The sequence below is a fragment of the Myxococcus sp. CA040A genome (assembly GCF_013336725.1).
Lineage (GTDB): Bacteria > Myxococcota > Myxococcia > Myxococcales > Myxococcaceae > Myxococcus > Myxococcus llanfairpwllgwyngyllgogerychwyrndrobwllllantysiliogogogochensis.
This window is the reverse complement of sequence record NZ_JABUMR010000001.1, coordinates 1,096,880-1,110,082: the sequence shown is the minus strand read 5'-3', so window position 1 is coordinate 1,110,082 and position 13,203 is coordinate 1,096,880. Positions and strand designations below refer to the sequence as shown.

General features: G+C 67.2%; 7 protein-coding genes. 3 read left to right on the top strand and 4 right to left on the bottom strand.

Annotation, left to right across the window (positions count from 1 at the left end; all coding sequences use genetic code 11):
* Nucleotides 1-40 precede the first annotated feature (40 nt).
* The 3 genes from HUA75_RS04555 to HUA75_RS04545 all read right to left on the bottom strand — a co-directional run bounded on the left by HUA75_RS04555 (nucleotide 41) and on the right by HUA75_RS04545 (nucleotide 9,415).
* The gene (locus tag HUA75_RS04555) at nucleotides 41-7,183 is read right to left on the bottom strand and encodes an FG-GAP-like repeat-containing protein (protein ID WP_174485623.1); all 7,143 of its coding nucleotides are present in this window, start codon (nucleotides 7,181-7,183) and stop codon (nucleotides 41-43) included.
* A gap of 44 nt (nucleotides 7,184-7,227) precedes the next feature.
* The gene (locus HUA75_RS04550; RefSeq protein ID WP_174485622.1) at nucleotides 7,228-8,220 is read right to left on the bottom strand and encodes a hypothetical protein; all 993 of its coding nucleotides are present in this window, start codon (nucleotides 8,218-8,220) and stop codon (nucleotides 7,228-7,230) included.
* Between the two features lie 658 nt (nucleotides 8,221-8,878).
* Entirely contained in the window at nucleotides 8,879-9,415 is a 537-nt protein-coding gene (locus HUA75_RS04545) for an AAA family ATPase (protein ID WP_174485621.1), read from the bottom strand.
* A gap of 178 nt (nucleotides 9,416-9,593) precedes the next feature.
* Between HUA75_RS04545 and HUA75_RS04540 the strand changes: the two genes are divergently transcribed.
* Nucleotides 9,594-10,205, top strand: a complete 612-nt coding sequence (locus tag HUA75_RS04540; protein WP_174485620.1) for a hypothetical protein — start codon at nucleotides 9,594-9,596, stop codon at nucleotides 10,203-10,205.
* 24 nt (nucleotides 10,206-10,229) lie between these two features.
* On the opposite strand, the gene HUA75_RS04535 is transcribed toward HUA75_RS04540, so the two are convergent.
* The gene (locus HUA75_RS04535) at nucleotides 10,230-11,609 is read right to left on the bottom strand and encodes a DUF2254 domain-containing protein (RefSeq protein WP_174485619.1); all 1,380 of its coding nucleotides are present in this window, start codon (nucleotides 11,607-11,609) and stop codon (nucleotides 10,230-10,232) included.
* Between the two features lie 688 nt (nucleotides 11,610-12,297).
* Between HUA75_RS04535 and HUA75_RS04530 the strand changes: the two genes are divergently transcribed.
* Nucleotides 12,298-12,747, top strand: a complete 450-nt coding sequence (locus tag HUA75_RS04530) for a hypothetical protein (RefSeq protein WP_141642745.1) — start codon at nucleotides 12,298-12,300, stop codon at nucleotides 12,745-12,747.
* Between the two features lie 26 nt (nucleotides 12,748-12,773).
* Nucleotides 12,774-13,199, top strand: coding sequence for a DoxX family protein (locus HUA75_RS04525; protein WP_174453353.1), 426 nt, complete (start codon nucleotides 12,774-12,776; stop codon nucleotides 13,197-13,199).
* The last annotated feature ends 4 nt before the right edge of the window (nucleotides 13,200-13,203 follow it).

Sequence of the window (13,203 nt, the reverse complement as noted above, 5' to 3'; positions counted from 1 at the left end):
CGCTCCACCCGGGGCACCACCCTCACGCAGTCCTGCTGTCTCAGCCTCCGCTCAGGAAATCGGCGGCGGCCTCGATGACATCATCCTCCGTCTTGAATCCTCGGAACGGCAGCTGCACCTCCTTGAAGATCAACTCATCGGCGAGGCCCAGCTTTCGCGCGGCTTGCAACCTGTTGTTTCCGAGCACGACGTAGTTCTCGTTCGCGATTTTGACGAAGTTGATGAGCTTGTCCTTGATGCCGTCCTTCTGGATGTCTTTGACCAGCTTCACGAACTGGTTTCCGGACATCCGGTCGGTGAGGTGCAGGCCCGCCTTGCGCAGCTCGCCGTAGGTGAAGGACACAGCTTCCTTCACGGCAAGCCCGCTCACCGAGTTGTTGTGGACCCACGAGGAGAACTCCCCGACGAAGTACGTGTGGGCGAACTCCACCTCGAAGTTGAAGACGACCTGCTGCTCGGCGGACGTCGCGACGGAGAGGACGCGCAGGAGCTGTCCCGTGGCGCTTTCGACCTCATCCCCGGCGCGGAGGTCCTGAGCCTCCGTCCAGCCCTGGCCGGCGACGCCGAACGGATGCTCCGCCGTCACTCCGAGCTCTTCACGAGTGCCATCAGGCGCTTCGAGGACGACGCGGAGCACCACCCTCTCCGGCTTGATGAAGGTCCTCGTCACCCGGTGCCAGCCCGGCTCCTTCGTCTTCTCGTTCCAGGCCCACACCCAGTCTCCCGCCAGGACTTCCTCGATGGGCCTCAGTCCCTCCGCGGTGAGCACGGGAGTTCCCGCGACGAAGCAGCCGCCGAGCGGGAATCTGGGGGCGAGGGCGAGCCCCGCCCTGTTGATCAAACTGCGGGTCGCCGAGGTGACGATGGGTGCCGCGGTCTTGAACGCGAACCCCACCACCTTCGCGGAGGCAAGTGAGATGACCACCTGAGTCACATCACTGGCCAGCTCATCGTTGTCACCTCGCATCAACGACAGCATCAGGTTGAGCGACGTGGTGCCGAGCCCCACGAAGGGGACGTAGGACCATTTGGTCTCCCGCAGCCATCCTTGGAGCGAATCCATCTGCTGGTCGTTCATCGCGAACAGGCCGCGACCATCTCCCACGCAGTACTTGCACGAGGACTCGACGTAGCCCGTCTCCATGCTGCCGTTCTGGTCCGCCCCACCCGCGACGGCCGAAGGAGTGCTGTCACCCTGTCCGACTCCGTCACCAGTCCCCGTTCCCACGCTGGGAGCGCCGCAATCACCGGGGTTCGCCGAGCCGCAGATCTCCATCAGTTCGCCGTCCGCCGTGTGCCAGGTGCCCACGACACTCGAGGACTCGGTGGGCGTGAACCCGCTGAGGTCGACGTAGCGCAGGGGGTTGTTGAAGCCGTAGCTGTAGCGGTTGAACGCCTGGCTGGAATAGGGCGCCTTGACCACCGGGTCGGGCGTCAGGAAGCGCCCCACCCTCGGGTCGTAGAGCCGCCCCTTCATGTTGACCAGCCCCGCCTCGTCGTCCCACTCGTGGCTGGTGAAGCCCAGACGCACGTCGCTGGCGGTGGAGGCCGGCGCCAGCGTCGGGTCGTCCGCCCGGCCCTGCGCCCCGAAGGGTTGGTACTTGCGCTGCTCCAGCACGTTGCCTGCGTCGTTCGTCACCGTCTCCACCGAGCCCAGGTGGTCGTGCAGCAGGTACGTGGTGACAGGCGTGGCGCCGCCGCTCGCGGCCAGCGTCACCTGCGCCACCGCCTTCCCACTGGCCATCACCTGGAAGACGTGCGACTCGACGCCCGCCTTCTTGCGCTTCTCGTAGAGGCCTCCCGCCACATAGAGGGTGGAGTCCCCGTTGCTGTGCTGCTTGAGCGTGCGGCGCTGGAGCGCGTCGTAGGTGAACGTCAGCGTTCCCTGCTGCGTCACCAGCGTCGAGGGCAGGTTGAAGGCGGTATAGGTGATGTTGCGGAAGCGCCCCGTCGCGGGCTCGTTCGCCTGGGTCTGGTTCCCCCCGGTGTCGTAGCTGAACGTCTCAGCCAGTGTGCCGAAGGCAGGGTCCGTGCTCACGCCGGTGATGGCGTGCCGTGACGCGGTGAGGGCCCCGTACTGGAAGTAGAGCTGCTCGGTCTGTGTGCCATTGCGGACCACCCGCCTGGCGTTGAGGTTGCCCAGGTCGTCGTAGCCGTAGTTGGTGACGGTGTTGTCGCAGCCCGCCTGCACCGTCCAACGCGTCAGGCGGTCCACGCCGTCGTACTGGAACGACTCCGTCACCTGGTTCAGGTTGTCGTGACGGCTGCGCAGGCTGTCATCCGCGTTGTAGCTGTACGCCAGCGACTGGACGAGCTGTCCGGCCGCCTTGCGGGACTCGATGAAGCGCAGACGCCCCTGGCCGTCGTAGCGGTTCCAGTTGGTGAGGACATTGCCTCCCCGCGCCTCGACGAGCAGGCGGCCGGCGGCATCCCGGTCCTTCACGCGCCAGTACTCGGCGCTGGTGGCCGCGTCTCGCACGGCCTCGGGGTAACCCGTGGCCGTATACGTCTGCTGGACGCCCAGGCGGGTGCCACCGGGGCCCGTCGGATACCAGGTCTTGTCCAGACGCCCGTACCCGTCGTAGCTCTGGTCGACGGGGTACGTCGCGCCATTGAGCGACAACGACTCCTGCGTGAAGCGCCCCAGCGTGTCGTAGGAATAGGTCGTGACGACGTCATCCGCGGTCGCCACGGTGTTCCGGTCGTTCTCCGCCTTGGCCAATACCCCCTTGCCCTGGGGAGCGGTGTCCCAGAACAGGTGCGTCTGGCCATCCGGGTTCCGGATGAACACCTCGCGCCCCAGGGTGTCGTGGGCATAGCGCGTCAGGACGCCCGCCGCGTCCGTCTCCTCACGGACATCGCTGTAGGCGTCGTAGAGGGTGATGAGCGCGCCCAGCTTGGGCTCCAGCAGCTTCGTGCGACGCCCCCGCACGTCGTACTCCATCACCGTGACGGCGCCGCTCGGGTCCTTCGTCGAGTCCAGCACGCCGAACGGCCCGTGGAGATACTCGGTCACCAGCCAGGGAGCGGATGGCTCCCGCAGCTCGCTCACATGCACCACCTGCCCCAGTGGGTTGCGGTTGACGTAGGTCTTGTTCCGCTTCTCGTCATAGACAGTCGTGGTGCGCCACTCGTGGACCCACTCCCGGAAGGTGCCGTCCGGGTTCGTCTGCTTCAGCTTCCGCCCCAGGTTGTCGTAGGTGAAGGTCGTGGCCTTCTCGGCTTCGCGGTCGTACCGAGGCTGCGTGATGCGCAAGGTGCGGCCGAAGAAGTCATAGGCCATCGTCGCGCGACTCCAGGAGCCGTCGGCGGCCTGGACAAGGGTGTAGATCTCCCGGTCCCAGCGGTCCAGCCTGTGAGTCAGGGAGGGACTGCCGTCCCGCTGGACCGTGATGCGGGTTCCCGGCGCCTCCCGGTGGTACTCCATCCAAACCGTGGCACCCCCAGAAGCCCCTCCCTCCCGGTAGGGAGCCGTCTCCATCCGAAGGCGACCGAAGCCGTCATACGCGTTGCGCACCCGCACCCCGTTGGGGTCCTCGGTGAGCGCCACCACTCCCAACCCCGGGTGATGAGCGACGTCGGTGCGGTGCCCGGCGGCGTTGATGATGACCGTGGGGAAGATCTTCTCGAGGCCCTCGTAGGAGATCTGCTCCAGACGCGGCAGCACCCCTTGCGTGTCCGAGGTCTCGATGGACGTCACCTGGCCGGTGAGGTCGCGTGAGTACGTGGTGAAGAGCTTCGTGTCCGCGGTGCCCTCTGGCTCCTGGGTGACGCGCCACAGGGCGTTGGACTCCGGGCAGGAGGCTCCGGGGCAGTACTGGTACGTCGTGGCGCGAGTGCTCTGCTGTCCGCCGGGATGGCGGGTCGAGGCAGGAGTGTAGGACGTGTCCGTCTCCCGCCGGGTGAGGCCCAGTACCCAGGTGGATGGATGGTTCTCCACCTCCAGGACGCGCTCCGTCCAGGTGCCCTCGACGGCGTTCTCATCCGTGCGCACGACGGTGAAGAGCCGCGTGGCGTTGCCGTAGCCGTCGCAGTCCTGGGACTGGAGCTTCCACGACACGGTGCCGAAGATTCCGTCCTTCTCGGAGAGGGTCGTCACCGAGGGACAGAGGAACCGGGTGCGTCCTTCCGGAGCGAAGCGCGGCTCGCGGGTGAAGGTGCTGGTGACGGTATGGGTGCGTCCCGTCAGGGGCGTGGCGACCTCTTCCTGCTTGGGGAGGAACGCGTGCAGATACAGCGAGCCGGTGCGCGTGGTGTTGTCATAGACCGTCGTCGTCACCTTGCTCGTTATCTGGTCGGTGACGGTGCGGCGGGAGAACCCCAGCCAGCCACGGCCGCGGAGGTCCGTGCGAGCCCCCTCGTAGGCGAGGATGGACCAGTGGAAGAAGGCATCCGGGCCGTCGAGCCCGTTGTCCGTCATGTACGCATTGACGGCCCACATGCCCCGCACCCCGCAGTACTGGGGATAGGTACACCCGCCCGCCGTGAAGTGGCCCGGAGAGTTCCCCAGCGCGCGGTGCTCGAAGGAGGCCCACTTGCCATTGCCATCCGTGACCCGGCGGAGCAGGTCCGGCTTGAGGCCCTGGCGCAGGTGCACCACGAGCTGGCTCGTGAAGACGTTCCCGACGACCTGGATGATGTCCTGCAGGCCGTCACCGTTGATGTCGCCCACCCGCGTGAGCTTCTGCCCCCAGCCGGCCCCTTCCAGCTCCGTGGTGGAGCCCAGGGGCGAGGTGAAGCCCAGCCCCGTGGACAGCCCCACCGGCAGGCCGGTCAGCACCTTCGAGGTGAAGCCAGTCCCCGTCGACAACAGCACGGTGAGGTTCGTCCGGATGGTGCCCCGGTCATTGTAGTTGTCCGCCAGCAGCAGGTCCTGCCGCCCATCCATGTTGTAGTCGAGGAGGCGCACGCCGCTGTCGATGAAGCGCCCCACCGGTCCCCCCTGCGAGGGGCCAGGCATGGCCCCCGCTGGAATGGAGAGCGTCTGCGGAGGCAGGAAGCCACTGCCGTTGTTGATGGCCAGGCGGAGTTCGCGCGGGACGCCGTCATGCGGCTGACGTTCCTTGTGAAGCGTGAGTGCATCCGGCAGCCCATCGCCGGTCACGTCCACCATCCACATGTCGCGGTAGTGGAAGGGCCCGCTGAACTCGTAGTCCCATGGCAGGGCCGTCAGCGTCGTCTCCGTCTCGCGACGGCTGCCATCCGGGTTGATGCCCACCGCGGTGTAGTACCCGGCGAACCCATCCGGGCTGCGTGACTGGGTGGTGGGCAGGGTGTTCGGCTTGCGCAGCAGCACCTCGGCGGCGCCGTCGCCGTCCACGTCCGCCACGAAGCCGGAATGGTCCACGCCGGAGCGCGCGCCAATGGCGGTATAGCCAGGGAAGCCCAGGGTGCCGGTGGTGCCCAGTTGGTTGAGCCGCCAGGCCCACTCCGTGGGGACACTCGTGCCCGCGTTGCTGGGGCGCCACGAGCGGAGCAGGTCCGGCAGGCCGTCGCCACTGAGGTCGGCCACCTGGAGGCCCGGGGGCTTCACCGTCGCGGTCGACGTGCCGCACACCGCATACGTCTCATGGCCGTCCAGGACGGCGGGAGTGAAGTTGGAGCCGTTGTAGCGGTAGACCTGGAAGTGGCCGCTGATGTTGTTGTCGCAGTCGGTCCGGTTGAGGGCGACGATGTCCGTCTTTCCGTCCATGTCCATGTCGACGGCCGACAGGTCATCCTGCGAGTCACCGACCTGCGAGGCAGGCAGACTGACGGTGGTATAGCCGCCGAACCCCGAGCCGTTGCTCAACCGCAGACGCCACTCCGCCGGGGAGTAGCCCGCGGTGGAGGAGAACCGCATGAAGCGGTAGAGCAGGTCGTCCTTACCGTCTCCGTTGACGTCCGCGACGTGCAGGTTCCAGAAGTCGCGGGCCTTGTAATGGAGGGTGCTGGACGTGTCGGGGACGTCGCTGTTGGCCGCGACGTCCGCGATGCCCGTGTTGAGGGTGAGGAACTGCTCGGAGCCCAGCTCCCAGTCGAACGTCGTCTTCTCCTTGCACGCGTTCCGGCCGTCACACTCCTGCACGGACTTGAGCAGGCTCCGACCGGAGACACTGTCGTTCCGGTACTCGAGCGCGTACCTGCGCCAGAGGGTGCTCGGACCCGACTCCCACTGGGAGACAGGCACGTCCGGCGCGAACATGTCGATGTGGTCCAGGCGCGAGGCCGAGCGCATCTTGAGGCCCGCCACGTAGGACACATCCAGGTCCCCCGGCTCATAGTGGAACTCCACGCGGCGCAGACGCGCGGCCACGGTCGCGTCCGTGTAGGAGCCCGTGTACTCGATGTTCTTCAACCGCTGCTCGTAGCCCGTCTCCTGGTCGCCCAGAAGGTCGTAGCCGAGCCGCAGGTAGTTGCCCTGCCGGTCCTTCACCTCGGACAAGGCCCAGGCGTAGCGCACCGCCTGGACGTTCGCCGTGCTCACACCCGTGGGCAGCGCCTGGGTGGGGAGGACGCGCATCCCCGCCAGCACGGCGCCATAGGTGAAGATGCGCCCGTCCTTCTGACGCACCTCGAAGGAATCCGGCGGACCATTCTGGGTGCTGGTGGAGAGCATCACCCGGGCGAAGGTGTCGACCTCGGTGCGATACACGCTCCCGTGGGCGCCGTACTGCGTCGTCTCGGGGTTGAGATGGATGAGCCGGGCGCCGTCCAGACACAGCGCATCCGTCGCGTCGAAGCGCACCTGCGCCACCGCGCTGTCCTGCGCCAGCGTCTTGCGACAACGGGTGATGCGGGAGAGCGTCCCTGTCAGCGTGAAGCCCATCCCAGCCAGCCCCATCCCGGAGCGGCTGTGGTAGCTGAGCGCGAGCTCCGGCTGCATCCCCGCGCGGCCCGGAGGCACCCACAAGGGCAGACGGTAGGTCGCCGCGCCATCCGGGGTGACAGAGAACGCTCCCTCGGTGGCACCCGCGGCGAGCCCGGCCAGGGCATTGGTGTCCACCACCGTTCCCACGGGCGGCAGCAGCCGCTCATCCCCGCTCAGGCGGTTCTCCGAGACCTCGGCCTCGGTCAGTCCCTCGCCGCTGCCCGGAATGGGGCCACACGACCCGAGAAGGCTCGCGCCATAGAGGCCCAGCATGCACAGCGAAAGGGCGCGCTTCGCCCGACCATCCTTCTTCTGAAGTGGCTCTGATGTCATGTCGATGTCCTGGAGGTCCCGAGAGACGACGTCCGAAGTGCGCCTCATCGCCGCTGCTCTGATTTCATGGGTTCGGAGCCGCCCGTGCAGACGCCCGCTCGGCAGTAGGCACCTCCCGAGCAACTGCCGCAGTTCACCGTCCCACCGCAGCCATTGCTCGCGGTTCCGCACTCCCTGCCGTCGCAGGCGTCCTCGTAGACAGCACAACCGCAGACGTTGGGCGTACCGCCGCCGCCGCAGGTGTTGGCGCCCGAGCAGGAGCCGCCACAGGAGTAGGAGCCAGCGCAGCCGTCGGACACCGTGCCGCAGTTCTTTCCGGCACAGACGGTGGACTGCGGGAGCGCGGTGCAGCCGCAGACGTTCGGCGTGCCACCTCCTCCACACGTTTGCGTGCCGGCGCAGCCGCCGCAATTCCACGAGCCGTTACACCCGTTGGGCACCAGGCCGCACTTGCCGTTGCACGCGGTAGCCTGCGGAATGGGGGTACACGCGCAGACGTTGGCCACCCCTCCAGCGCCACAGGACTGGCCGCTCGGGCAGGTCCCGCAGTTCAGCGTCCCACCACAGCCATCCGCGAGGGCTCCGCAGTTCTTGCCCTGGGCCTGACAGGTCGTGGGCTCGCAGCAGGCCTGCACGACATCCACCTGGCACACATCCCCCTCGATGCCGCTGCTCCCCTCATCGATGGCACCGTCACAGTCGTCGTCCTGCCCGTTGCAGGACTCCGCGTTGCCCGTGGCCCCGTCGGGGATGCCGTCCTTGTTGTCGTCACAGCGGTTGCACTCGACCTCGCGAGAGGGAGACACGGGCTGACACGGTCCAACGGAGCCGTCCTGGCCACAGACGGAGCGGCCGCTCGGCCCGCACCAGTCACAGGCTTTCGTACTGCCCGCGGTCCAGGCACAGGTGCTCGCCCCCGACGCGCACACGCTGACGCCACCACAGCCATTGGCCGTGGTGCACGACAGCCCCGACAGGCCCTCGTCCACGGCGCCATCGCCGTCGTCGTCACAGCTGTTGCAGAGCTCGTCCCGCAACGCGGTGCAGGAGCCGGGAATGGTGCTTCCCGTGGCACTACATTGGAGCTTTCCGTTGCGCCCGCAGACAGAGCACGAGGTGGTGGACTCCAGTGAATAGGTGCAGGGCCCGTAGGCGGTTCCTTCACAGATTCGGGTTCCCTGACACGCGCCGGACGAACAGGAAACCGTCTCCCCGTCGATACAGGCGGCATGGGCTTCTTCGAGTGGCAGAAGGCCCAGACAAAACAAGAGAATGAGCGCGAGCCGCGCTTGTGATTGAGGCAAGAGCATGGAGTTCTGGCGAAGGAGGAGAAATGCGTGAAACAGCGACGGACCCGGAGCGAGCCGACGAGCTCTCGCGCCAGGGGCTGCCCAGGGGATGCGAGCTATTCCGGGGAGTTCCGAGGAAGTCCGTGGGTCAAGGACAGACTCCTGGGCCACCCGCCACGAGGAGGTCCTTGGGGGGACTCAACACGTCTGACGGGGCACGCCCGGACGCAGGTGCTCCCCAGCCAGGCACATCGGAGTCAGCACGGGCAGGGCCGCCCCTCAGCAGGGCCGCCTTCACGACGCATCGCAACCACTCCACCTTGACCACGTCAGCGCTCTCTTCGGCCCCTGCGAGCGACACTTTAACGGCAGGTCACATGCGTCAGTCAACAGGAGCGTCTCATTATCAATCTGCTTCAGAGAGATGCGCGAGCACCTGTTTCGCACGCACTCTCGGAGAACCTTCGACCTCGAGCACCTCCACTTCGAAGCCGTGAGCATTCTCGAGGAGGAGCTCCTTCAGCTTCTCGTCGACAGCCAGACGCAGCGCCTTGTCGTCCGAGGCGGAGAGCGAGACCCGGTCCGGCTGCTCGATGCCGACGAGGACTACCAAATCCAGCTTCTGGAGCGCGCCGCGTACGCGCGGGAGCCACGCATCGAGGTCGAACGCGTCGCTGTCCTCGTGGGCCAACAGGTATCCGATGAAGTCCACCGGGCATCGGTCGAACAACACGTCGCGGGTGCCCTCCTCCAGGTTGTCGATGGAGCGCGTGAGCTGCGCTTCGAAGTCCTCGACCGATGGGGCCTCCGCGAACGCGTACCCCTCCTCCTCCATCTGGTGGTACGGCTCATCCACCGTCGCGTAGGTGGGGAGGAGGTCGGACAACTCCTCGATGAGGGTGGACTTCCCCGCGCGATGAGTCCCGGAGATGGCGATTCGCATGCATCAGCGCTCTAACAGTCGGCCCCCCGCGACGTCAGCACGGAACGAACGGGTGGCCGGGCATGGGCACACCTGCAACTTTCGTTGCGCGGGAAATAGACCTCCGGGGTTCCCTGAACGCGGGGCAGCAAGGCCGGCAGTGATGTCTCGCGTTTCGTCCCCTTGAAAGGGAACCCAGATGCTGCGTTCGCGCCTCTTGATGGCTGTTGCCCTGCTGGCACTCAGTGCGTGTGGTGAGAGTGATTCCAAGTCCCCGGAGGAGCCGGGGTACGTGGAGCCTCCGGACGACAACCAGCCCGACCATCGTCCCAACGTCACGGGCACGTATGACGTCACGGGGACCCTGGGCACCGAGCTGAATGGTCGGACGGACTTCACCCCCATCCGGGATGTCGTCCGAATCGACGCCACCCACAGCGTCCGCAGCAGGGTGCATGTCCATCTCAACGACATGAACTGTGGCACCGGCATCCTCGCGACGATGACGGGCGAGACCACCTTCAACATCAACGAGGGCTCCTGCCCGCTTCCTCCTGAAAGCGGCTGCACGTCCACGGTGAGGTTCAACGGAGGCAGCGGCTCCCGGCCCGTGAATGGCGCCCTCCAGCTCGGACTCCAGGGACAACTCGAGGTGCGGTGCGGCTCCCAGTCCGCCAGCGCGCGCCTCTCCCTCGACCTCTCCGGTTCCCGCACGGGCCAGGACCTCCCGGACACACGGGCTCAGGTGCTCGCCCTGGGCGCGGACCTGGCCAGCGCCCTGCGTCGACTCGAGGAAGACGTACGGCCCTGAGCCGTCCGCCATCCACCCGAGGGACTAGAAGGCGAGCATCGGAACCGGAGGCATGCCGCCCCCTTCCATCAAGCGCTCCATCGCCACGCCATGGCGTCTGACTTCCGGGAGGTCCGGCATGCCCACCTGGGCACGCTCCGCCTCGGCCTGGATGAGGTGCAGGGCGTCCCGCACCGCCTGCCGCGTCTCCTCCGTCGTGGCGCGCTGGCCGACCTCTCCCGCCAGCCGCTGCAGGCGGAGCACCACCATGGGCTCGCCAGCGCCGTAGCGGAGGATCTGCCGGGTGGCGAGCGACAGGTAGTCGCGGAACGTGGCGGCGCGGAGGAACACCCGTGGGCGCCCCGAGGAATCCGCGAGCACGCGCGGCCCCAGTCGCATCGGCTCCAGCGCGCACAGCAGGAAGGTGAGCTGGTCCACGACCTCCAGGGCCGTATAGGGGTCGTTGACGGCGGGGGAGAGCGCCTTGACGGCCATGTCCACGAGCTGCCGCATGCACAGGGCCACGTCCGAGCCCTGCTCGCGCCAGCGGCCCAGCAGGATGGCCTTCTCCAGATGAGGGAAGACCTCGGGCCGTCCTGGCGCCACCCGCCCCAGCACCGCGCCCCGCGTCACGGGCTCGCCGATGGCCACGTCCACATGCACCTCGAGTCCCCGCGCCTCGGCCCACGACAAGAGCGAGGCCCCGTCCACGTCCACGACAAAGCCTTGTCCGTGAGCCCGGAACACGACGGTGTCTTGAGAGGACGTCCGCGCCGGCTGGGGCGGCTCCACGTCGTGCCTCCGGCGCCGCGCCAGCGCGCGGGCGCCGTCCAACGCATCCTGGCGGATCTGCCGGACGATGTTCTCCACGCGCATCAACTGGAAGGTGTTGAGGACATGGAACACCAGCGCCGCCTCACAGAGGATGAGCAGCACCATGGCCATGCCGAGCGCGGGCCGCGGATACCGTCCATCGGTGGGCGTGAACCCAAGCATCTCCGTCGCCACGAGGCAGAAGATGCTCGTGGAGATGAAGATGGGAATGATGAAGCGGATGCCCGGGCCCCGCAGGTACATGCGCAGCAAGCGTGGCGAGTACTGCGCGGCGGCGTTCTGGACCACGATCATGGACAGCGACAGCACGACACTCAGCGAGGTCAGGACGATGCCCAGCACCGTGGAGAGCATGGTCCGGGCTTCGACCACAGAGGCATCCCACGCCACGCCCCGCAAAACGGGCGAGAGCCCCGAAGGAGGCCGCACCAGCACCACGCCCATGAGGCCGCCCAGCAGCGCGCCCACGATGGGCATCCACCAGAGTGACTGGCGCAACCACCAGCGGCTCCGGTGGAAGTCGTGGGCCGCCACGAGCCTCGGGGCAGGCAGCCTTTCGAGCCCGTGTCCGAACGTCCGTGCGCCCGCCATGTGCCGCGCCTCCGCCCCGGGGCCTCGCGTCGCACGCCCTGGATGAAGGTGGAAGCACGGACAGGCCCCTGCAATGCACGGGGGCCCTGCGGCCCGGCGCGGCCTCGGACGTCCGTTCGCGGTGCTCGCATTCGACCGAGGGGTTCTCGTGGCGGCATGGGATGATTCCATCTGGAATCAACGGCAAACGACCACTGGCCAACTCGGACCCCGCCCCAAGTACGACGGCGCTTAATTCACAGACACCGGGGCGTATTCCTATCTGCGTCTGAAATTCAGGACCCTGCAGACGCGGAACGAAGTGGAGGAGGCCATGAGAGTCGTGGAGCCGCGTCGTCATGCCTTGTGGGTCGTGCGTGCGTTCCAGGATGGCGCACGTGCGAGGTCCGGTGTTGTGACGGCGACGTGGCCAGTTCCTACCAGGTATGCGGCAACGGCCGCGACGGGGCCCAGGGCAGGTGCTCGAACCACGGCGGCGTCAGGCGCATTCGCCGGTCGCCGTAGGGCCATCAGACGCCCCCGCCCGGACACGCACGCCCGGGCGGGTTCCTGTTTGTCCTGGAGCATGCCTCGCGCCATCCTGAGCGGCTCTCGCCTCCGCCCCACAAGAGGCACTGGAAGCGCGCTCTGCTAGGCTTCACGGCGCCAGCGCCGGAGGCACGAATTTCATCGGAGACGAGCGACACGCATGACTTCACTGGCATCCTTCTATCGTGATGTGCCGCTCACCGGGATCTTCCTCTTCGGGTTCTGCCCTTCCGGCTTCGCGGTGGGCTACCTCATCCTGCTGACGTGGCTGCGCGACCGAAAGCTGCGCGAGCTGCGCTTCGCGTGGGGACTCGTGGGACTCATCATCCTCGTCAACCCCTGGATGCAGGCAGCAGTGCTGGAGCCCATCAACTCGGCGCGGGTGGATGCACTGGTGGAACGGGCACGGCAAGCGGCGCTGGAAGGGCGCACACAGGCCGAAGTCGAGCGAGTCCTTGGACTCCCCTCCAGCATCAGTGTGCCCTCGTCGGGCCCCACCGTTACATGGGAGTACGAGCCCTTGCCGTTCTACCTTCTGGGGGGACGTCTCCAGGTCTTCTTCAACCGCGATGCCCATCCCCGCGTCGTAGGCTGGGAGCGCGATTGGTAGCACCAGAGCAGAACCCGAGGAATTCCATGACCACGGCGATCACCGGCAGCACGAGTCCATCCAAGACGCTCCCCGCCAGTCTGTGGCTCGTTCAGGCACTCCTGGGAATCCTCTTCGCCGGCACCGGCCTCTGGAAGCTCCTGACGCCAGTCGCAGCGCTCGCCGCGATGATTCCGTGGGCAGGTCAGGTTCCGGTGGCGTTCCTGTACACAACGGCGCTGTTCGACCTGCTCGGCGGGATTGGCGTCGTCCTGCCCTCGCTCACTCGAATCAAGCCGGGCCTGACAGTCCTCGCCGCACTGGGCTGCGCGGCGCTCCAGGTCTCCGCCATCCTCTTCCACCTCTCACGCGGAGAGGCCGCGAATACGCCCTTCAACTTCCTGCTCGTCGGCCTCTCTCTCTTCGTCGCCTGGGGGCGACGCTCCCGAGCCCCCATCCAGCCTCGGAGTTGACGGA